General features: G+C 46.2%; 14 protein-coding genes. 8 read left to right on the forward strand and 6 right to left on the reverse strand.

Annotated features, from left to right (window positions below; translation table 11 throughout):
- The first annotated feature begins 109 nt into the window (after positions 1-109).
- Positions 110-2,782 (forward strand): ABC transporter permease, encoded by a 2,673-nt coding sequence (locus ACYVD4_RS18000; RefSeq protein WP_460948191.1) that lies wholly within the window; start codon positions 110-112, stop codon positions 2,780-2,782.
- Between the two features lie 86 nt (positions 2,783-2,868).
- On the opposite strand, the gene ACYVD4_RS18005 is transcribed toward ACYVD4_RS18000, so the two are convergent.
- The gene (locus ACYVD4_RS18005) at positions 2,869-3,714 is read right to left on the reverse strand and encodes a sugar phosphate isomerase/epimerase family protein (RefSeq protein ID WP_460948193.1); all 846 of its coding nucleotides are present in this window, start codon (positions 3,712-3,714) and stop codon (positions 2,869-2,871) included.
- A 278-nt stretch (positions 3,715-3,992) separates the two neighbouring features.
- Here ACYVD4_RS18005 and ACYVD4_RS18010 point away from each other — a divergent pair, with 278 nt between their 5' ends.
- The 5 genes from ACYVD4_RS18010 to ACYVD4_RS18030 all read left to right on the forward strand — a co-directional run bounded on the left by ACYVD4_RS18010 (position 3,993) and on the right by ACYVD4_RS18030 (position 15,059).
- Positions 3,993-4,331 (forward strand): PadR family transcriptional regulator, encoded by a 339-nt coding sequence (locus tag ACYVD4_RS18010; RefSeq protein WP_460948195.1) that lies wholly within the window; start codon positions 3,993-3,995, stop codon positions 4,329-4,331.
- A gap of 67 nt (positions 4,332-4,398) precedes the next feature.
- Positions 4,399-7,038: an ABC transporter permease gene (locus ACYVD4_RS18015; protein WP_460948197.1), complete on the forward strand. Its 2,640-nt coding sequence runs from the start codon at positions 4,399-4,401 to the stop codon at positions 7,036-7,038.
- Positions 7,039-7,083: 45 nt separating this feature from the next.
- A complete protein-coding gene (locus ACYVD4_RS18020; RefSeq protein ID WP_460948199.1) occupies positions 7,084-9,708 on the forward strand; it encodes a permease prefix domain 2-containing transporter in 2,625 nt (874 codons plus the stop codon).
- Between the two features lie 45 nt (positions 9,709-9,753).
- The gene (locus ACYVD4_RS18025; protein WP_460948201.1) at positions 9,754-12,357 is read left to right on the forward strand and encodes an ABC transporter permease; all 2,604 of its coding nucleotides are present in this window, start codon (positions 9,754-9,756) and stop codon (positions 12,355-12,357) included.
- Between the two features lie 47 nt (positions 12,358-12,404).
- The gene (locus ACYVD4_RS18030; protein WP_460948203.1) at positions 12,405-15,059 is read left to right on the forward strand and encodes an ABC transporter permease; all 2,655 of its coding nucleotides are present in this window, start codon (positions 12,405-12,407) and stop codon (positions 15,057-15,059) included.
- A gap of 41 nt (positions 15,060-15,100) precedes the next feature.
- Here the strand turns inward: ACYVD4_RS18030 and ACYVD4_RS18035 are convergent, their stop codons facing one another.
- The 5 genes from ACYVD4_RS18035 to ACYVD4_RS18055 form a co-directional block, all read right to left on the reverse strand.
- The gene (locus ACYVD4_RS18035) at positions 15,101-16,537 is read right to left on the reverse strand and encodes a hypothetical protein (RefSeq protein WP_460948205.1); all 1,437 of its coding nucleotides are present in this window, start codon (positions 16,535-16,537) and stop codon (positions 15,101-15,103) included.
- A gap of 585 nt (positions 16,538-17,122) precedes the next feature.
- On the reverse strand, positions 17,123-17,905 hold the full coding sequence (locus ACYVD4_RS18040) for a LytR/AlgR family response regulator transcription factor (protein ID WP_460948207.1): 783 nt from the start codon (positions 17,903-17,905) through the stop codon (positions 17,123-17,125).
- Positions 17,902-19,053 (reverse strand): sensor histidine kinase, encoded by a 1,152-nt coding sequence (locus ACYVD4_RS18045; RefSeq protein WP_460948209.1) that lies wholly within the window; start codon positions 19,051-19,053, stop codon positions 17,902-17,904. The genes ACYVD4_RS18040 and ACYVD4_RS18045 overlap by 4 nt, the downstream gene beginning before the upstream one ends.
- Positions 19,054-19,435: 382 nt before the next feature.
- Complete coding sequence (locus tag ACYVD4_RS18050) at positions 19,436-19,741, reverse strand: hypothetical protein (protein ID WP_460948211.1); 306 nt, start codon at positions 19,739-19,741, stop codon at positions 19,436-19,438.
- Between the two features lie 35 nt (positions 19,742-19,776).
- Positions 19,777-20,055 (reverse strand): hypothetical protein, encoded by a 279-nt coding sequence (locus tag ACYVD4_RS18055; protein WP_460948213.1) that lies wholly within the window; start codon positions 20,053-20,055, stop codon positions 19,777-19,779.
- Between the two features lie 257 nt (positions 20,056-20,312).
- Here ACYVD4_RS18055 and ACYVD4_RS18060 point away from each other — a divergent pair, with 257 nt between their 5' ends.
- Positions 20,313-21,764, forward strand: coding sequence for a serine hydrolase domain-containing protein (locus ACYVD4_RS18060; RefSeq protein ID WP_460948215.1), 1,452 nt, complete (start codon positions 20,313-20,315; stop codon positions 21,762-21,764).
- Positions 21,765-21,945: 181 nt separating this feature from the next.
- On the forward strand, positions 21,946-22,806 hold the full coding sequence (gene estT, locus ACYVD4_RS18065; RefSeq protein ID WP_460948218.1) for a macrolide hydrolase EstT: 861 nt from the start codon (positions 21,946-21,948) through the stop codon (positions 22,804-22,806).
- The last annotated feature ends 15 nt before the right edge of the window (positions 22,807-22,821 follow it).

Below are 22,821 nucleotides of genomic sequence, written 5' to 3' on the forward strand. Positions count from 1 at the left end.
AGCAGGGAGGGCAGGGATTGATTCAACGATAACCCAAGCTCTCCCTGCCATCCCAACGCGAAGCACCCAGCCATTTCCCGCTTTTCCCTTGCCCCAAACCCTTAACCCCATGCAACCTATCCCACCTCGCCCGGCCGATAAATTGCTCGAATGGTTCTGCGCTCCGCATTTATTGGAAGAAATTCAGGGTGATTTGTATGAACGCTACGTTCGCGACGTACAACGTAGCGGACAGGCTGGAGCAAACCGACTTTATTGGCTCAACGTGCTACGTTTTGTCCGTCCTTTTGCGCTTAAACGACAAGCTAATGATTATCAAACTCCTTTTTTTCTCAGCCCACTTATGCTACGCAACTATCTAAAAACCAGCTTCCGCAGCCTGGCAAAGAACAAAGTCAGTACGCTGATTAATTTGTTTGGCCTTACGTTAGGCGTAACGGCCTGTCTGGCTATTTACCTGATTACAAGCTATGAACTCCGTTACGATACGTTTCATACCGATAGTGAGCGTATTTACAGATTAGTTGGAGAGTCTCAATATGACAAAAATACCGAAAAACACCCGGTCGGTTTTGTACCGAATGCGGTACCAGAAGCTCTCCGAAAAGAGATTTCCGGGCTGGAAACGGTAGCTGCTTTTCATAACATCTCGTCGGACGTACTGATTCCAAATGGCAAGGAAAAGCCGATACGTATTGAAGGTAAAAAACATAGTGAAATCGTTGTGGCTGAGCCCCAGTTTTTCCAGATTTTCAACTACAATTGGGTAGCTGGCAATTCCAAAACGGCTTTAAATGAACCGTTTAACGTAGTGCTGTCTGAACAGAAAGCACGCCTTTATTTCGGCGATTTACCACTTGATAAAATGCTTGGTAAGCAAGTTATTTATCAGGATTCGGTACGTGTTACGGTAACGGGCATCGTAAAAGCCTGGGCTAACCCATCTGATTTGGTATTTACTGATTTCATTTCATTCGCTACTATCCGGGCCAGCCAGTTGAAGAATGGAATCAATCTCGACCAATGGGATGATATCTGGTCGGCTTCGCAGGCTTTCGTCAAACTTCCTAAGGGCAAAAATCCCGAACAATACACAGCTCAATTTCAGCAGTTTAGCAAGAATCACTACCCAAAAGAATTTAAGTTTTCACCTGCTTTACAACCCCTGTCTGATCTCCATTTCAATGAATCCTATCAGGATAACTATGCGCGTAAAGCTCATTTGCCAACACTTTATGGATTGATGGCCGTTGCCGGATTTATTCTGCTGATTGCTAGTATCAATTTCATAAATTTATCGACAGCGCAATCGGTTCAGCGGGCCAAAGAAACCGGAATCCGCAAAGTGATGGGTAGTAGCCGTGGAGGTTTGATAGCACAATTTTTGAGTGAAACTACGTTTCTAACCGCCATTGCTATTTTGCTTTCGCTGCTTCTTGTCAAGCCCATTCTAGCGGCTTTTCATTCGTTAATGCCCGAAGGTTTGACGTTCGATTTATTTAGCCTACAAACCATGCTGTTTCTGCTGGCTGTGTTGCTTACTACGTCGCTACTGTCAGGTTTTTATCCGTCCTGGATGCTGTCGGCCTATACGCCTGCCCTATCGCTCAAAGGGCAAGCCGCGCTAACAGGTGGACAAAAGGGGCATTTTCGTAAAGTGCTGATTGTATTTCAGTTTACGGTATCACTCGTTTTTATAATCGGTACGTTGATGGTAAGTCGTCAGCTTAGTTTTATGCGAGATAAAGATCTGGGTTTCTCAACGAATGCCATTATTTCGATACGTCCGCCCTGGAATGATAAAGGGAATGGCCCTGTACTAGCGCAAAAAATTAAACAACTGGCAGGCGTGGAGGGAGTTACAATGGAGTGGTTTCCGCCGATGGGCGAAAGCCATATGGTAACAAAGTTCAAATACCAGCCTCCCAAAAAGTCAGTCATTGAATTAGACGTATCGGCTAAAGTAGGCGACGAAAACTTTGTTCCACTTTATAAAGTTCGTCTGTTGGCTGGGCGGAATTTTGTGAAAAGTGATTCGCTACGTGAATTGCTTATCAACGCTACGTATGCCAAAGCACTGGGATTCAACAAGCCAGCCGATGCCTTGAACAAAATTCTGGAATGGGACAAAGGCAAAAAAATCCCGATTGTAGGCGTAGTTGCCGATTTTCATGAGCAATCGTTTCACGAAAAAATAAGCCCAGCGTTTATTGGTTACATGCCACGGCAAGCTCGAAACATTGGTGTTAAACTGAGTACGCAGGGAAAAGGTGTAGCAGATATGAAAACAACCATCGCCAGTATCGAACAGCAATGGAACAGCCTCTTCCCCGACAATACGTTCGAGTATAAATTCCTCGACGATTCAATTGCCAAACTCTACGAAAAAGAACAGAAAACTGGCCAGCTTGTCAATGCAGCCACGATTGTTGCCATTCTGATTTCGTGTATGGGCCTGTTCGGATTGGCGCTATTTACAGCGGAGCAACGTACCAAAGAAATTGGCGTCCGCAAAGTGTTGGGGGCTTCCGTAAGTAGTATTGTTGTTCTATTGTCGAAAGATTTCCTGAAACTGGTTGTCATTGCCCTTATCATTGCATCGCCAATTGCGTGGTGGGCTATGAATCAATGGCTTAAGGATTTTGCCTACAAGGTCGACATTGCGTGGTGGGTATTTGCACTAGCGGGTTTACTATCGGTTGGAATTGCACTAGTGACAGTCAGTTTTCAAAGTATCCGGGCCGCGCTGGTTAATCCGGTCAAATCACTACGTTCGGAATAATTTGGTTACCTCCTAGACGTATTGTAGACGTTTTGTAAATGTAGAGACAAGGCATACCTTGTCTCTACAAATTTCACGGATCAGCCTTACTTGCCGCTGTAAATTTTCCGGAAGTTGATCACGCTTTCTGCGATTTCGGGGCCGTTATTTTCCCAGTGATATTCGTATTCTACTGAAATAGGGCCTTTAAATTTCTGCCGTTTCATTTCTGCAATCACCGCTGGCACTTTACAGTCGCCTGTGCTCCACACTACATCGTGATATTTCCCATCAGGCGTATCTTTCTTTACATCTTTGAAGTGCATACCCAATACGTGTCCGTTTAGCTTTTTCAGGCATTCGACCGGATCAAGGCCCGAACGTACCCAGTGGCCAATGTCGGAGCAGGAACCAACGTATTTGCTATTGCCAATAGCTGCCAATACGGTGTCAGGATGCCAGTAACGCGATGGTTTCGGGTGGTTATGTAGTGCTACGTTGATTTTATACTGATCAGCCAGTTGCCGGACCAAGGGCATCTGGGCAGGCGCTGGCTCTGTGTTGATATTCAATACGCCCATATCTTTAGCAAATTCAAACAGCTTTTTCCAGTCCTCATCGGTCTTCGGATTAACTACCCCATAAGCGACCAGTGTTAATCCTTTATCCTTAATCAATTTCTTAACAGCCTGACGAGTTGCGGCATCCATCGTAAAATCCATTTTCCCGTCGATACCTCCACCAATCGTCTGACCGGGAAAAGCCTCTACATATTTTAATCCGCAACTATCTATTTTTCGCAACGCTTCGGCAAATGGAAAAAGTCGAAACGAATACGCCTGCGCACCAAGTTTCCAGCCAGCCTTGTCTTCTGGGCCTTTCTGTGCCAGACTATTAGTTATGCTTACGAATAAAAAAGCTCCAAAGAGCAGGTATTTAAGTAACTGTTTCATTATCGGTAAGATTTGTTTCTGAACAAAAGGAAGGGAAAAAGACTCTATACCCATTTGATTGCTCAAGCCCATAATCTGGGCGTCAACCTCCCTAACCTCTACCCGAATTTTGATCGGCAGTACGCATTTTTTCTTGTCCCATACCGTACAATATATGTCCGAAACTGGACAACCAAGCAATATCCCTTTTTAGCAAAAGCACCATCTACGTAGCACAAGAGCCATTTTCTGTTTCTGGCAAAGCATTTGATCAGCAAAAATAGAACTAACGTAAACCCATGAAACGAACCTATCTAGGCGAGTTCGAAGAAATTGTTCTGCTCGCTGTGGCAGTGATGGATGGCAATGCTTATGGTGTGGCTATTACACACGAAATCAACGAGCAGACGGGTCGTTCGGTACGTTTGAATCAAATCCATTCGGCGCTGGAACGACTCGAAGATAAAGGTATGGTTAAGTCAGAAATGGGCGAGCCAACGGCAGAACGCGGTGGTCGTCGGAAACGGCTGTTTACGGTAACAGCTTATGGACGGCGCACCTTGCAGGAAATTCAGGAAGTACGTGTCAGTTTCTGGGACCGGCTGTTAAGCCCACTAAAACCAGCAACGAGCTTATAAATGCAGAGGGCTTGGGGCATAGGGTAAAACTAGCCACCCTTTACCCTAACTCCTTCCCCCAACCTCTATGTCAACGACCCCACCCAAACTCGCCGACCAATTGCTACGTCTGTTCTGTGCTCCGCACCGATTGGAGGAAGTTCAGGGCGATTTGCACGAGGAGTTTAGGTATCAGGTACGACGATTGGGCGAACGGCGTGCTCGCTGGCAGTATTGGCTAGACGTAGCAGGATTCCTGAAACCTCGATTTGTAAAAAAATACGAACCCAAACACTACCCAAAACCATCAAATACAGCTATGCTACGTAACTACCTCAAGATTGCCATTCGGAATCTGGTGCGGCACAAAGGCTACTCGGCCATCAACATTGGTGGTTTGGCCGTGGGTATGGCAGTTGCCATGCTTATCGGTATGTGGATGTATGATGAACTGTCGTACAATACGTATCATGAACATTACGACCGTATTGCGCAGGTCATGCAGCACCAGACCTCGAACGGACACGTAGGATCTCAGACTTCTATCCCAGCTCCGCTGGAAGCTGAATTGCGAGCTAAATACGGCAGTAATTTCAAACGGCTGGCAACTGCTACGTGGCAAGACAGCCGTATGCTATCGTATGGCGATAAAAAACTCAATCGGACGGGTAATTATATGGGTGCCGAAATGCCCGAAATTCTGTCGCTGCACATGCTGAAAGGTAGCCGCGATGGACTGAAAGAAACCAACACGATTTTGCTATCAGCCTCAACTGCACAGGCACTATTCGGCCCGGCCGACCCAATGGGTAAATCCATCAATATCGCAGGTAAGGCCGATGTTCGGGTAACAGGTGTATACGAAGATCTGCCGTACAACACCGAGTTTCATGAACTGACATTTATTGCCCCCTGGGAGTTATACGTAGCCACAGAGCCTTGGGTAAAACGAGCCCGTGACGAGAATCAATGGGCAAATAACTCATTTCAAGTGTTTGTACAGCTTGCCGATAACATGGACATGGAAGCGGTGAGCGAACGTATTAAAAACGTCAAGCTCAATAACGTACCGGCCGACGAAAAGAAATATAAATCGGAGATGTTTCTGCATCCAATGAGCGACTGGCGTTTGTATTCAAGCTGGGAAGAAGGGGTAAAAACAGGTGGCTACATTCAGTACGTTCGGCTGTTTGGCATTGTAGGCATTTTTGTACTGCTACTGGCCTGCATCAACTTCATGAATCTGAGTACGGCACGTAGTGAAAAACGGGCTAAAGAAGTGGGCATTCGGAAAGCTGTTGGGTCGGTACGTAGCCAGTTGATCAATCAGTTTTTCAGCGAATCGTTTCTGGTGGTTGTCTTTGCCTTCATAGGTGCTACGTTACTCATTCTGGGGCTGTTACCCTGGTTCAACGAAGTGGCAGACAAACACATTACGTTTCCATGGACCAACGCTCCTTTCTGGCTTGTCAGCCTTGCTTTTGTTGTCATTACCGGGTTGCTGGCAGGTAGTTATCCAGCTTTTTATCTGTCGTCGTTTCAACCCGTTAAAGTGCTCAAAGGTACGTTCAGAGTAGGCAGTTGGGCGGCTATTCCGCGTAAAGTACTGGTAGTGATTCAGTTTACGGTTTCCATTACGTTAATTATTGGTACCCTCATCGTGTATCGGCAAATTCAGCACACCAAAAATCGACCAATTGGCTACGATAAAAATGGTGTAGTAATGATTCAGATGATGTCGCCCGCATTTTACGGGAAATATGACGTATTGAAAACCGACCTCCAAAATGCGGGGGTCATTCAGGAAATAGCCGAATCGTCCAGTCCGTTAACAGGCATTTGGTCCGACAACGGCGGTTTTAATTGGCAAGGTAAAGATCCATCACTCGACGCTGATTTCTCGACCATTTGGGTAACGCACGATTTTGGCAAAACCGTAGGCTGGCAATTCAACGAAGGACGTGATTTTTCGAGAAAATTTTCAACCGATTCGTCGGCAGTAGTTATCAACGAAACGGCTGTCAAATTCATGGGCATTAAAAATCCAGTGGGTACCGTGATCCGCTGGGGAGATGAAAAAAATCCCAAAACCAAATCTTATACGGTGATCGGAGTTATCAAGGACGTATTAGCCCAATCGCCTTATGAACCTGTGAAACAAGCCATTTACTTCATGGATTACGAGAACGTAAACTGGATCATGCTCAAGTTGAATCCTGCCCGAAGTGCCAGCGAATCAATGGCAGTGATCGAAGCTACGTTCAAAAAGCACGTACCGTCGGCTCCGTTCGATTACAAGTTTGCAGATGACGAATTCGGTAAAAAGTTTGCTTCAGAAGAGCGTATTGGTAAACTGGCCGGCGGGTTTGCGATGCTGGCCATCTTAATCTCCTGTCTGGGACTTTTCGGGTTGGCATCCTTCACTGCCGAGCAACGTACTAAAGAAATTGGCGTCCGCAAAGTACTAGGTGCGTCGGTACTAAATCTGTGGAGCTTGCTATCGAAAGATTTCGTCATGCTGGTTATCATTTCCTGCCTGATCGCTTCGCCCATTGCTTACTACTATCTGAACGAATGGCTGACCGATTATGAGTATCGCACAGAGCTATCGTGGTGGATTTTTGCAGCCGCTGGCGTTGGTGCTCTGCTCATTACGCTGCTGACCGTCAGCTATCAAAGCATCAAAGCGGCTTTAGTGAATCCAGTGAAATCACTACGTAGTGAATGACCCCTGTAGAGACAGGGCATGCCCTGTCTCTACCCATCACAAATCATGAAACAACCACCCAAACTCGCCGACCGATTGCTACGTCTGTTCTGTGCTCCGCACCGATTGGAGGAAGTTCAGGGCGATTTGCAGGAAGAGTTTACGTATCAAGTTCGACGGGTGGGCGAACGGCGTGCTCGCTGGCGATACTGGTGGGACGTATTGGGCTTTATGAAGCCCCGATTTATGCGAAAACAACAAGCTGATACCTATCAAACAACCAATTTAATGAACCCTGTTATGATTGGAAACTATCTTAAAATTGCCCGGCGGAATCTGGTCCGCAACAAGTCGTTTACGGCGATCAACATTCTGAGTCTGGTGTTAGGTTTGGCCTGTAGCCTGCTGATTATGCTATGGGTGCAGGATGAACGTAGCATCGACGGTTTTCATGCCAATGGTGATAATCTGTATCAGGTTTATGAACGTGCGTATTTCGACGGCAAAGTAGAAGCCAACTATTTTACGCAGGGGCTGCTGGCCGACGAATTGAAGCGCGTGGTTCCCGAGGTTCAGTATGCCAGTGCGCTGGAGTGGAATAACGCATCAACATTTGCGGTTGGCGATAAGGTTGACAAAATGTCGGGCACGGCGGCTGGTGGCGATTTTTTCAAGATGTTTAGTTATTCGCTGCTGGAAGGCACTATCGAAACGGCCTTAACAACACCGGGTGGCATTGCTATTTCGCGAAAAATGGCGGAGGTTTTTTTCGGAAGTCCGGCCAAAGCGCTAGGCCAGAGCATTCGCTACAATAACAAAAGCAATCTGATGGTCAGCGCCGTGTTCGAAAACCCACCCGCCAACTCGTCGCTACAGTTCGATTTTTTAACCCCCTGGAGCGATTTCGTTAAAGAAAACGATTGGACCAAACGCTGGGGCAACACCGATCCGGTTACGTTCGTGCAGCTACGTACCGACCGAAACGGGCAAGCCATTGATCCAGCAAAGGTAGAAGCCAAAATCAAAGATTTCGTGTATCGATACACGCCCAAAACGACGGGCCACCGGATCGAAGTTGCTTTGCAGTCATTTCCTGAAAAATACCTCCATTCGACGTTTAAAGATGGTCAACTTGATGGCGGACGTATCGAGTACGTTCGGCTGTTTAGTCTGGTTGCGGTATTTATTCTGCTGATTGCCTGTATCAATTTTATGAATCTGGCTACGGCACGTTCGCAGAAACGGGCAAAGGAAGTGGGCGTTCGGAAAGTGGTCGGTGCGGCTCGGTTTGCGCTGATCGGGCAGTTTATGAGCGAAGCCATTCTGCTTACATTTTTCGCCGTGGTGATTGCGATCGGTTTAGTTTTGGCGCTCCTGCCAACGTTTAATGAGCTTACCGGAAAAACGCTGATGTTACCTCTGAACCAGCCTGTTTTTTGGCTGGGCCTGATTGGTTTATTACTACTAACGGGTTCAGTTGCGGGCAGCTACCCGGCATTGTTCCTGTCGTCGCTCAATCCGATACGTATTCTAAAAGGTTCTGTTACGTCGGTTCGGACGGGTTTAGGCGCGTTATTATTCCGGAAAGGGCTGGTGGTTTTTCAGTTCTCGCTATCAATTATTTTGATTGTGGGTATGATTGTCATTTACCGGCAGATGGCCTATTTCCAGTCTAAAAATCTTGGATTCGACCGACAGAATCTGGTCTACGTTCCGCTTGAAGGCGAATTGATTGGCAAATACGATTTATTTAAACAGGAAGCCGGACAACTGGATGGCATTGCCACCGTCTCGCGCATGGAAGAATCGCCAACGGGCTTGGGTCATCATATAACGGATGTCAACTGGACCGGGAAATCGCCCAGCCTGTTCACCTCGTTTGCCAATACGGCCGTGGGGTATGATTTCGCGAAAACACTGAATATAAAGTTGTTAACAGGACGTGATTTCTCGGAAGCCTACGGAACAGATACGCTGAATTTCCTGATCAATGAAACGGCATTGAAGAAAATTGGCTACAAACAGCCTATTGGTCAGCCATTAAGCTGGGGCTCAAGAAAAGGCACCATCGTTGGGGTGTTAAAAGATTTTCACTTCAACTCGATGCGGCAAAGTATTGAACCGCTCATTATTCGTCTCCGAAAGGAGCCACGCTGGGGCACAATTCTGATACGTACTGAAGCCGGAAAAACGCGGGAAGCATTAGCTGGACTGGAAAAAATTTGTAAAGACCTGAACCCTAATTTTCCGTTTACCTATCAGTTTTCGGATCAGGAATATGCCCGACTTTATCAGAGCGAACAGATTGTTAGTCAGCTTTCTACCTTTTTTGCCTGTTTGGCCGTCTTTATTTCCTGCTTAGGTTTGTTTGGGCTTGCTACGTTCACGGCCGAGCAACGTACTAAAGAAATTGGGGTTCGGAAAGTGCTGGGCGCGTCGGTAAACAGTATCGTCGGTTTGCTCTCGAAAGATTTTCTGAAGCTCGTCGCCATTGCCATCGTCATCGCATCGCCCGTAGCATGGTGGGCCATGAATGAGTGGTTACAGAGCTTTGCCTATAAAATCGACCTTACATGGTGGGTGTTTGCCCTCGCTGGCCTGATCGCTATAGCCATTGCGTTGCTGACGGTGAGTTTCCAGAGCGTAAGAGCTGCCCTGATGAATCCAGTGAAATCACTACGTAGTGAATGACCCCTGTAGAGACAGGGCGTGCCCTGTCTCTACCCATCTCAAATCATGAAACAACCACCCAAACTCGCCGACCAATTGCTACGTCTGTTCTGTGCTCCGCACCGATTGGAGGAAGTTCAGGGCGATTTGCAGGAAGAGTTTGCCTATCAAGTTCGACGGGTGGGCAAACGACGCGCCAACTGGCGATACTGGTGGGATGTACTCGGTTTTTTACAACCCCGTTTTGTCAAAAATCAACAGACTGATACGTATTCAAAAACCTACTTAATAAGTCCAATTATGATCCGTAGCTATTTTAGAACGGCCTGGCGGAATCTGTTAAAAAACCGATTCTATTCGCTTATCAATATAACCGGGCTAACGGCTGGATTAGCCGTCGGTATCCTGATTCTCCTATGGGTGCAGGATGAACTTAGTTTTGATCGTTTCCATCGCCAGTCTACCAACATCTACCGGCTCGAAAACTGGGCCGGTACCGGCAGCAGCCGACAAATCTGGACATCGACTGTAGCGCCCATTGCCGAAATGGGTAAAAAGGAATTACCGGAGATCAAAGAGGCAACCCGGTTGTCGTACAACTACATGTACTCCTTGTTCAAATACAAAGACAAAACGTTCAACGAAGAGAATACAACCTTTGCCGACCCGACGCTGTTTTCGATGTTCGATTTCCCGCTAATTCAGGGAAATCCGGCGAATCCATTTCCTGATAATCATTCGGTTGTGCTGACGGAAACCACGGCGAAACGGTTTTTCGGCACTGAAAATCCGATTGGTAAAGTACTGACCAGCTCCAACAATAACTCGTTTAAAGTGAGTGGTGTGATCCGGGATTTTCCGAAGAATTCGAGCATCCGACGCGACATGATTCTACCGATTTCGCTCATGTTCGACGGTATGTATAAGGATAAGACCGATGGACTGAATCGGCATAACGATTTCCATAGCTTCAACTACGATACGTATTTCGTGCTTCAACCCGGCGCATCAATCGTTACGTTGACCGACAAGCTACGTACTATTCACCTACGTAACAAACCCGACGACACCGACCTGACGTATCTGCTGCAACCGCTGACCGACATGCACCTATACAAAGCCGATGGTTCGGAAGGGGGTATCGAAACGGTACGTATGTTTTCGATTATTGCGCTGCTGATTTTGGTCATCGCCTGCATCAACTACGTGAACCTGAGCACCGCCCGCGCCCTGCTACGTTCGAAAGAAGTAAGTATGCGTAAGATTGTGGGAGCAGCTAAAAGTCAGTTGTTTATGCAATTTCTGATCGAAACAACCCTACTTTTTTCGCTGGCTGCTACGTTGGCTTTTGGATTGATGTACGTACTGTTGCCTGCTTACAATCAGCTTACCCAAAAAGAACTCATTCTCGACTTTACAGACTATCGGCTCTGGCGGCTCATTGGCCTTACCATTGCCGGTACGTTGGCGGCTTCGAGCATTTACCCGGCGTTGCTACTCTCTTCCTTTGAACCGCTCAAGGCGTTAAAAGGGAAAGTCTCAGCCAGATTTAGTGAAGCTATGTTTCGGAAAGCTCTGGTCGTGACTCAGTTTGCGGTATCGGTGATTCTGATAGCCAGTACGTTCATTATCAGCAATCAACTGAATTACATTCAATCGAAAGAGTTAGGGTACGACAAAACGCACGTGTTTGGTTTTTTCATGCGTGACGACATGAGCAAGCATTACGATGCCGTAAAAACTGAGCTAATGAGCAAACCGGGCGTAGCAGACGTTACGCGCGCCAGTAGCAATATTGTTCAGATTGGCGCGCAAACCGGCGACAATGAATGGGATGGCAAGGAGAAAGGCGAAACCATGTTTATACGTCCCATCTCCATCGACAAAGACTTTATTCCGTTTTTTAAAATTAAGCTGTTGCAGGGTGCAAATTTTGCCGGTACACCTTCCGATTCGCTCCATTTCATCCTGAACGAAACCGCAGTTAAACGGGCAAGAATTAAAGATCCGATTGGTAAATCGTTCCGTTTGTGGAAAGACAAAGGCACTATTGTTGGCGTCGTGAAAGACTTCCATTTTGAGTCGATGCGGCAGAAAATTGAACCAGCTGTTTTCTATTATCGGCCTTCGCAAATGTACGCCATGTACGTTAAAACTACGGGGCAAGATGCTCAACAGGCAGTGGCCGCAACGCAACGTTCCTTCAAACAATATAACCCTGATTTCCCGTTCGATTACGCCTTTTTAGATGAATCGTTCAACCGTCTGTATAAGTCGGAACAACAAACGGGGCAGTTGTTCAACCTCTTTGCAGGTATTGCAATTCTGATTTCATGCCTTGGTCTGTTTGGGCTTGCTACGTATACAGCGCAAGTACGCACGCGCGAAATTGGCGTTCGGAAAGTGCTGGGAGCCAGCGTAACGGGCATTATCGAACTGCTGGCGAAAGATTTTATCAAGTTGGTGCTCATTTCCATTGTGATTGCTACTCCGATTGCCTGGTACGCCATGAGCTTATGGCTGAGCGATTTTGCTTACCGTACCGACGTGCAGTGGTGGGTGTTTCTGCTGGCAGGATTCGTAGCGTTGGTAATCGCTTTGTTGACAGTGAGCTTCCAAAGCATCAAAGCCGCCCTGATGAATCCGGTGAAATCGTTACGTAGTGAATAACCCTGTAGAGACAGGGCATGCATGCCCTGTCTCTACACTAACAACCCATGCAAAGCCAACCGCCCAAGCTCGCCGACCGATTGCTCTGCTTCTTCTGCGATCCTGACCGATTGGAGGAAGTACAGGGCGACTTACATGAGGATTTTTTGTGGCAGGTACGTCAAAACGGACTGCAACGGGCACGCTGGCAATACTGGTGCGACGTAGTGGGGTTCGTCAAACCCCGATTCATTCACAAAAAACAATCTGACTCATATTCAACATCTTATATAGTAAACCCTACAATGCTACGGAACTACATCAAAATCGCACTACGTACACTTTGGCGTAGTAAAGGCTATGCCGCCATCAACATCTTCGGTTTATCAGTTGCATTTTGCGTCTGCACGTTTTTGTTTCTGATGGTGTATCGTCAGCTTACGTTCGACTCATTTCATGAAGACCTTGATCGTATTTATCAGGTCTATCGCTTCACGAACGACCCTGACAAGGCAAGCCGTTCGGGTGGTATGCCCATGCCATTGACACCGGCATTGAAAAATGAATACCCGGAAATAGAAGCCGCTACCCGGTATCTGGACGGAAGCACGCTGATTGAATACAAGGGGAAATTTATTGAGAAAGGAATTAAATACGTCGATGCCGATTTCCTGAAGGTGTTTTCGTTTCCGATGCTAAAAGGCAGCCGGGCTGTGGCGCTACGTGATTTAAGTAATCTGGTTATCAACGAAAGTACGGCTAACGCTGTTTTTGGCGATGAAGATCCGATTGGGAAAACGCTACGTCTCGGAAGCGATGGCAACCACCAGGAATACGTAGTAACAGGCGTTTTGGCCGATACTCCCGACAACTCGTCGCTTCGGTACGAAGCACTGGCTCGGATTGAAAATACGTCTGCTTACCGGAATTCTAAAAATCAATGGGATGCGTTTTCTCATTCGGCTTACGTGAAACTGGCTCCGAATGTCAGTCAGAATGCACTGGAGAATCGGCTTAAATCGTTTTCGCAGAAATACTTTGCGTTTGATATTGATAAGCTGAAAAAACAGGGTGCCAAACCCGATGAACGTGGTGATTTGTTAGCGATTCGGTTCCAGAATTTCGCCAAAGTCCACTTTGACCGGGAAATTGCTGGTTCGGGTGCGCCGGTCGCTATTGTGTATGCGTTGCTGGGGATTGCCGTTTTTATTCTGCTGATTGCCAGTATTAATTTCATCAATTTAAGCATTGCCCGTTCGTTTACGCGTGCCCGTGAGGTTGGTGTGCGCAAATCGCTGGGGGCTTTAAAGAAGCAGTTATTTGCCCAAATCTGGGGTGAGTCGGCGCTGTTGTGTCTGGCGGGTTTTCTGATCGGTACGGTGCTGGCGTTTTCACTTATAACAACGTTTAACGCCTATTTCAACGCCAGAATTGAACTGTCCTATCTTTTTAAGCCTGGTGCTATCGTCGGTATTTTGGGAATGTTTCTGCTCGTTACACTGGTGGCCGGTGGGTATCCTTCCTGGCAGATGACCAAGTTCAATACAGTTGAGGTGCTGAAAGGTAAAATCACCGTAAAAAGGCCCGGCTTCCTTCGCAACTCGTTAATTGTAACCCAGTTTACGATTTCCTGTCTATTAACCTGCTGTACCATTTTTGCGCTTCAGCAGGTCGATTTTCTGCGCACAAGGCCGCTGGGTTACGAAAAAGAACAGGTCATTAGCATTCCGGTTGGCAACAAGTATAGTGGTCGTCAATTAGTACAACGCCTACGTAACAAGCTCGCCAATGACCCGTCGGTGCTGGCAATTTCGGGGTCGGGCGTGAATCTGGGCCGGGGCAAAGATGGCTCTACGTCACGGTCGGTTTTAGGGTTCACCTACAAAGAAAAAGAAGTATCGACCGACTGGCTGCTGGTCGATTACGATTACCTTAAAACGCTCGGTATCAAACTTCTGGCAGGTCGGGAGTTCAGCCCGTCTTATCCGTCCGATTCACTAGATCGGGTAGTAATTTCGGAAACGATGGCCAAACAGATCGGAGAAAAAGATCCTGTCGGCAAGTTTTTTCAGACCGATTCGGGGGGCGCGAAAATCCAGATTATTGGGCTTATTCCTGATTTTCACCTGTATTCGCTCCAGCAAAAACCGAAGCCTATTACCATGCACATTTCGGCTACCGAGGCAATCAGTTACATTTTTGTTCGCGTAACGCCCCAGAGTCTGAACAGTTCGATGGAAAAGATGAAAAACCTATGGGCCAGTATTGCACCAGGCGCCGAATTTACGGGTACGTTCGTCGACGCAAATATCGACGCTCTTTACCGGAATGAGGAGTCGATGGCACAGATGGTCAGTTTTGCGTCGGGCATTGCAATTCTGCTGTCGTGTCTGGGCTTATTTGCCGTTGCGTTGATGGCGATTGAGCAACGTACCAAAGAAATTGGCGTTCGCAAGGTGCTGGGTGCCAGCATTCCGGGTATCATCCTGCTCATCTCCCGCGATTTTGTCAAGCTGGTGCTGGTTGCCCTAATCATTGCCATTCCGCTGACCTGGTTTTTGATGCAACAATGGTTGGCCGAGTATCCGTATCGCATCGACATCAGTATCGGCGTGTTTGCGCTCGTCGGTTTAGGAGCCATTCTGGTCGCCCTCGCAACCATCAGCTTCCACAGCATAAAAGCAGCGTTGATGAATCCGGTGAAAAGTTTACGTAGCGAGTAGTCTGAACCGCAACGGCGGCCCGCCGGGCCGCCGTTGCGGTTCTATTTCCTTTCCAGCAATTGCTTTACTAACAACTTAAGCTCACTTACTTCGGTCTTCAGTTGTTGCAATTCCTGCTTCTTGGCCTGATCGGCTTTTTCCAGTTGAATACTATAGAGGGTAAGCTCCTCTATTTTTTCGAGTAACGTAGCGTTAAACTTCGCCAGATCAACTCCATTCTTTACTACGTCCGTTGCCGATGGAACGCCGGGCAAATGACCGTGCTGACCTATATAAGTGTTTACCCACCCTAGTGTTGGCAGTCGATAAGCAGGTTCAAAAACCTTATCGCTCCATTCATCACTACTATTGATACGTAGCTGATAACGACCTTTAACTACGTCACCTTTCTCGTTAACCGTCAGAAATTGGTCAGTCAGATTCGATGCCGGACTGCTGGCCGTAAGCCGGGTCATGCGTATACCGCTCGAATGTTCACCGGGGCCAACCACCTCCAGCCGGGCTGTTGGCGACGACGTACCGATACCAACATTGGCATTATTTCCTAACACGATAGCATCGCTAATTGCTACCCGAGCACCCGCTCCCAACGCTGTAGCATGATGAAGTTCCGGCGATTCGGCACCAGCCCGGTGGCCAATAAGCGTGTTGCTCTCTCCCGCCCAAAGCCCACTACCGGCTTCACTTCCGATAATGACATGATGGCCGCCCTGCCCTTGCCCGGTCTGAGAATTATAACCTAACAGTACATTGTCGCTGCTATTCGTAATCGTTGTACCCGACTTAGGGCCAATAATTACGTTGTTATTACCAGTAGTAACATTCTGTCCTGCCTGTAACCCCACAAACGTATTGTTCATACCAGTGGTGTTAGCATACCCGGCAAAATAGCCCAGAAACGTATTTTGAGAACCGACTGAATTCGATAAGCCAGCGAAATAACCCAGAAACGTATTACTATTTCCCGACGTATTCCCGTAGCCTGAATAATAGCCCAGAAACGTATTATTTATACCTATCGAGTTCATATAACCCGAAAAGTTACCCAGAAACGTATTGTAATTTCCCGACGAGTTTACGTAGCCCGATCGGTACCCCAAGAACGTATTATAACTGCCGGTTGTATTTCCCTGTCCGGCTGCATATCCCAGAAAATTGTTGTAACTGCCGGTTGTATTCTCTCTTCCCGAGCCAAATCCGACAAAACTATTCTGAACCCCAATCGAATTACTATTGCCCGCAGCATAGCCGATAAACGTATTATTGGCTCCCGAGGTAGTATAGGTTCCGGTATTGTATCCAAAAAAACTATTATAGGAACCTGTCATCGACAGATTGCCTGCACTTGGGCCCACAAGCGTATTATACGTAGCAGGGGTAGACGAATTTGACGTATTAACCACGTAGTTGCCTTGCGCCAACACAATACCGGGAAGTAAAATCAATAGGGCAACGCTGGAAGTAAATCGTTTCTTCATTAGTGCTTACAATAAAGTGAGGACAGGCTATGATTGCTAGTTTCACTACAAGTTATTGAAGCGCGGGTTAAATATCAATTTATTTTATTATTCGAATCTTTTTTAGGATTTCAAGTAACTACGTTAACGTTAACTAGTTCAGAAGTGCCGCCTTTCGTTATACCTTGTTGATTGGCTCAAGTAGTGCATTATTGATGTTGCTCTACATTGGAACAAACCTACTGAGCGAATCTGCTACGTTGCCCTGAAAACACAAAAAAGCAATCCAGCAAAGCCAGACTGCTTTCTCCTATCTATAAATCAAAAATCGTTTTTCTGCTACGTATCGCCTTATAGGAGGCTATTCACGAAGCATACGCTACCAGCGAGAAAAGTCAGGAGTAGAGTTGGAACGAAGGTGTTCTCATTCAGATAACTGTAAGTATGTCAGATGAAGTTTAGTAGAGGTAAACCTGAAAATTGTATCATAAATTTGAGTGCAACCCGCTCCAGAACCAAATCGCTACGGTCTATTCCGGTTTTTTTTGGGTCGAAAGTCAAATTTTAAGGGTCGAAAATTGACCTTTACCAGAGGAAAAAGCATCATTACTTGCCCAGCCACTTCTTAAAATCGGTTAGTCGGTCGGGACTAACGAACACATCGTGCCGGGAAGAAGGCTCTAATTTCAGATTCGTTTTGCTACCTGAATACGTATGAATGGAAGAGATGGCTGGTAAACTGACCAGATAGGCCCGATTAACCCGAAAAAACTGATGTGGATCGAGCATGCTGGTTACTTTATCCAGACTATATTCAACCACCATATTTTGCCCGTCCTGCGTGACCAGATACGTAGTTTTGTCTTCGTAAAAAAAGTAGGCAATCTGCTCTATACCAATACTTTTAATCTTTGTACCGACCGTTACCATAAACCGGTCTTTGTAGGTAACCTGCTCAGGCGTATCCTGCCAGCTTAACAAAGCCGACCATTTTGACGTGCTGGACGTAGCGTTACGTTGATTTTGCTGAGTCCATTTGAATTTATCGATGGCCGCAGCTAGTTCGATTTCGTCAATGGGTTTCAATAAATAATCGACGCTATTCGCTTTGAAAGCCTGAATAGCATAGGTTTCGTAAGCCGTAGTAAAGATGATCGGCGTCCTGAGCTTCACTTTTTGAATAATGCTGAAGGCACTGCCATCTTCCAGATGAATGTCCATAAAAACCAGTTCGGGCTGGGCCGTAGCTGGCTGCTCCTGAAACCACTCAATGGCGTCAGCAACAGAACCTAATAAAGCAACTACCTGTATTGACGAATCATAATCACGTATCAGCGACTTCAGGCGCTGGGCCGAAAGTGACTCATCTTCAATAATAACTACGTTCATACTAAAAGGGGAATGCTGACCGTGAAGGTGTTATCCTTCTGATTAACCAATACGGGTCGGTCAGTGAGCAATCGATAACGATTCGTAATATTGGCCAGACCTATACCAGTGGAATTTTCGGTGAAGGTTCCATCCGTCAGACGACAGAGAATCGGATTGCTTATTAACAAATACTGTTCGTCGATAGTCAACGTAACAATCAGGGGTTGTTTCCGCGATATCTGATTATGTTTGACCGCATTTTCCATCAGCAACTGCAAGGTTAGCGGAGCAATGTTGAACCGGAGCGCTTCTTCTTCCGAAATGGTATTTACAAGTTGAAACCGATCATCGAAGCGAATTGTGAGCAAAAAACAATAGGCACCTAAAAACTCCAGTTCCGTTTTCAGATTGACCCGTTCTGAGCCGCGCTGCTCTAAAATATAGCGGTATACTTTAGCAAGTTGATTGATGAACCGAATGGATAATTTAGGATTGACCTCCACTAACGAAGACAAAATGCTCAGACTATTAAACAGAAAATGCGGATTGACCTGATTTTTTAAGGCATCGAATTGCGCCTGTGATGCTTCCCGTTGTAGCTGTTCGGCATTCACCTGCAAATGGGCAACTACCTTTTCTCGGCGTCGGTTGGCGGCTAAATAGTAAGCCATCAGCAAGGCCATAACCGTGAGCGCCGTTGTTGCTTTTTGTCGTCGTTGCCCTCCTTTCCTGCTTAAAATCAGCTTTCTTTCTGATGGGGTCAAGGTTTCCAAGCCGGGAATTATAGAATCTCCTGACGGGCTGAATGTTTTGCGGGCCTGATGCAAACCCTCGAAAAAAGCCCGGTCAAATCCAACCGACAGCACTCCCGCAATGAGCAGTGTAGCTACCTGAACGGTAAACTTCCCTTCCGACAGAAAAAGAAACCCTGAACGTCCATTCAGTTTATTTTCCAGCCATTCGGTAAGGCTTAGCCAAAAGGTGAAAAGCGTAATGGTAATCGGTATTTCCGACAGCCAGATAAACCACCAGAAAGCACTTACCCTTTCTAAATCAAATGAATTCAGGTTAATATAAAAACGTAGCGGCCAGTAAATCGCGAATACCGTAGCAGCCAGCCGGATTTTCTGAGATAAGGTTAAATTAATCGTTTCGGGAGCCTCCATAAAATTGACCGTCAGCAAGCCGAAAAACCGGACTCCACAGACAAGCGACTCAAGTTAGCTGATTGAGCCTGCATAAATATAGGCAGAGTACGAAAAATAGGTTTCCCCTGCGGCCAATGTGGGCGGATACACGTCCTTAATTACCGGAAAACCATATTACCCAATGCGAACCTCTACAGGCCAACTACAATACGTTCGCGAGTTTGGAGACTTTTAATTATTGCTTTGAACAGATTTTAAATACAGAAAAAATGCAAACGGTTTATATACGTTACGTTTGCACTATATTCAGAGAGGTTTTATAACTAAGAATTGTTATGTGGATTGACCAAGATTAGAAGCTAAGCGTAGCTTACCGCTTCAATTAGGAAAGTACTAAATCCTATATCTGATCGTGAGTAGCAAACACGATAAATTCGTGTTTTTCTCCTCGCTGAATATCTCTCCTCAACTTATATTTCTGATCCACAAATAAATCGGGAATATGAGCATTGCTGTTCGTAACGATATCATCAAACAGTTCTAACTCGTATTCGCTAGGTTCATCTTCAAAAATGGCCAGTAAGGTCATTCGATTAATACTTAGGTCGATATCAAGATAGATTCTCTTTAGGTTGTCAGTTATTTTGAAGGCTAAGAAGCGAAGAACAGTACGATATAAATCAAATTTCTTCTCTTCAGGACTCATGATCTGATTTGTTGTATAAGTGCGTTTATGTTAGCTTACAGCTTGTAAACTCCTTTCTGTTTAAGGAAGTCAACTATATCCAAGTCAGTGGTAATAGGTTTTGTTAAATCCCTTGAATCAGGCATATCGATTCCATATAGATACAGGATAAGCTCCCATAGTAGCTTTTCATCTTCCGGCGGCTCATAAACAAGCTTATGTTCATCTTGTAACTGCATCATGTTCCAAGCCCACCGATCAGCCTCACCATAAGTTAGTCGCTTGGTCAATAAAGACTCATATTGTTGTAGAACCGTTTCTAAAGTGACTGTCATTTCACGGTTTGAACCTGTTGTATAATCTGTTATATGTTAACAAATCAAGAGAAGGGCGCTATCGTTAGTTACTGAGGGGCAACTCATTCCGCAGTATCATATTGCGTCTTATCTGGGAATCATCCCTACGCAACTGAGTCACATCCGATATAAAATTGCTCGTTCCTGATTTCTTCTCCAATGTACATCGTTTTCGCTACGTTCGGGCAGAAATTTGCAGCGAACGAACGTATCAACCAATAATCTATCTTCACAGAATGACATTGTTAAGAGTGGTGTTTATTAGCTGGCTGATAGCTCTATTCAGCTTTAGGGCTACGTTTGCCCAACCAATTGACGCCCGCATCGATCGCTACGTTCAGGCAAGGTTTGCGAAAAGCAGCGTTCCCGGTTTAGCCATCGCTGTGGTACGTAACGATACGTTGCTTTTTTCGAAAGGTTATGGCCACACAGCCAACAAAACGCCTATAACTGCCGATACGCCCTTTGCGATTGCTTCACTCAGTAAAGCCTTTACGGCAATGGCAATTATGCAACTGGTGGATGCCGACCAAATAAACCTCGACGCGCCCGTTGTTCACTATATTCCTTCATTCCAACTAAATGATGCAAAAGGAGCCTCAATAACCGTTCGGCAACTCCTGCACCAAACAAGCGGCCTGACCGATACTGGTTTTCCAGAGTTGGCCCTCTCCGAACAACCTGCTACGTTGGATGAAGCAATCGCACAGATGAGAGCTGCCCGGCTGGTCAGCAAACCCGATGAACAATTTCATTATCATAATCCGAATTATCGCGTATTGGCAAAGATCGTAGAAACCGTCAGCCACGAGCCGTTCCCTGTTTATTTACAAGCGCATATTTTCGAACCGCTGCACATGGAACATACCAGCGATGTACCGACGACAAAAGCACTGGTTGAGGGTAAACAGCACGTAGCAAAAGGGCACGTTTATGTTCTTGGGCAACCCGTTCCGATACAGGAACCAGACTGGTTTATCGACGGCTCGGCTGGGATGCGTTCCAGCGTGAATGATATGGCCAGCTGGCTCAGACTTCAATTAAATTATGGACGCTTTGATAACCTGCAACTGCTGAGTGCTAAATCATTAGCCGCTATGCACAATCCGCTGGATAGTACCAAATCACGCTACGGTATGGGTTGGATCGTTGATCAGGAGCATAACCTTTACCACAGCGGAATTTTATGGACTTACAGTGCCGAACAACTCCTGCTTACCAAAGATGGCTATGGTGTAGTAATCCTTTTCAATGGAGGACTCAACCCGTTTGTCGATTATAATTCATTTATCCGGGGCATCGCGGCCATACTTACCAATCAGGAACCAGAATACCCTACGCTACCCGACTGGGTCTTCCCGATTGCTATCGACGCGATATTGCTGGTAATTATCGGATTGGCCGTACGTCGCCTTTTACGGTTGAATCAATGGTTTCAGACCTATCATAGACACCCTCGCTGGCGGGGCTGGCTCTATTTATTCGGTCGATTAATTCCTTTTTTCATAATCCTATTCAGTCCTCATCTGGTTACGGCTTTGAGTGGGCGCGTATTGAGTGCAGAACGTATTTTTCTGATGCTTCCCGACGTAGCGATTCTTTTCGGGACTGTGGCTTTGCTGAACCTACTTATCGTTGTTACGCGTCTGATTCACCTATTTAGACTCAAGACGACCTTCACCAATTGACCCAGCTTGTTAGGTGAAACAAGTACAAGAACACAACGTAGTAAATTTCTCCCAATACGTACTAAAAATATCCTTTCCAACTCTTTTCCAGCAGGTTAAAACTTAAAAATCAACTCAGATTGAAACAAAAAACTGATCTATCAATTACATCTGGAGAAGAGACATTCGTATTTCGCTGGATATGTCGGAGAAAATAATCAATTATAAGGGTGTACAGTTAGCCACTCAATGGTTTGGTAATTCAGACCAACCTGCTGTATTGTTACTGGCTGGCGCAACTGTGTCGATGCTATTCTGGGACGAGGAATTTTGTCAGCGTTTAGCAGACAAAGGACTTTTTGTAATTCGTTACGATTATCGGGATGTTGGTCGATCCACTACGTATCCGCCCGGTACTGCGCCTTACGATATTGTCGATCTGGCCAATGACGCAATTGCCATACTCGACGGATATCAATGTACTTCGGCTCATTTTGCAGGTATTTCTCTTGGCGGATTGATTTCTCAAATTGCAGCATTGACGTATCCAGAACGAGTGTTGTCGTTAACCCTTATCGCAACTGGTCCCTGGGGCGATTCAGATCCTGATATTCCGGAAATGGACTCACGTATCGTAGCTTTTCAGGCGAAAGCCGATTCGGTCGATTGGGCCAATGAGACAGAGGTGGTTGCGTATATGGTGGAGGGAGCCGCGCTGATGAATGGAAAAAAACCGTTCAACCGGAAACGTAGCGAAACAATGGCTCGGGAAGAATTCCGACGCGCTGACAACTACCGGAGCATGTTCAATCACGCTACGTTGCAAGGGGGCGAAGCTTATTATGGAAAGATTCAATCCATCAAACAACCCGCCTTGCTCATTCATGGCACCGATGATTTGATTTGGCCTTTTCAACACACTAAAGTGATGTTACGTGAACTAAAGAATTCAACGCTCATTCCGCTTGAAGGAACTGGTCACGAATTGCACGAAGCCGACTGGGCAACAATTATTGACGGTATTGCCGATCACGTAGCAAAAACAGAAAAAGTGGAGCTATAGCTTTTCTGGCATTAA

Source organism: Spirosoma daeguense (assembly GCF_054776875.1).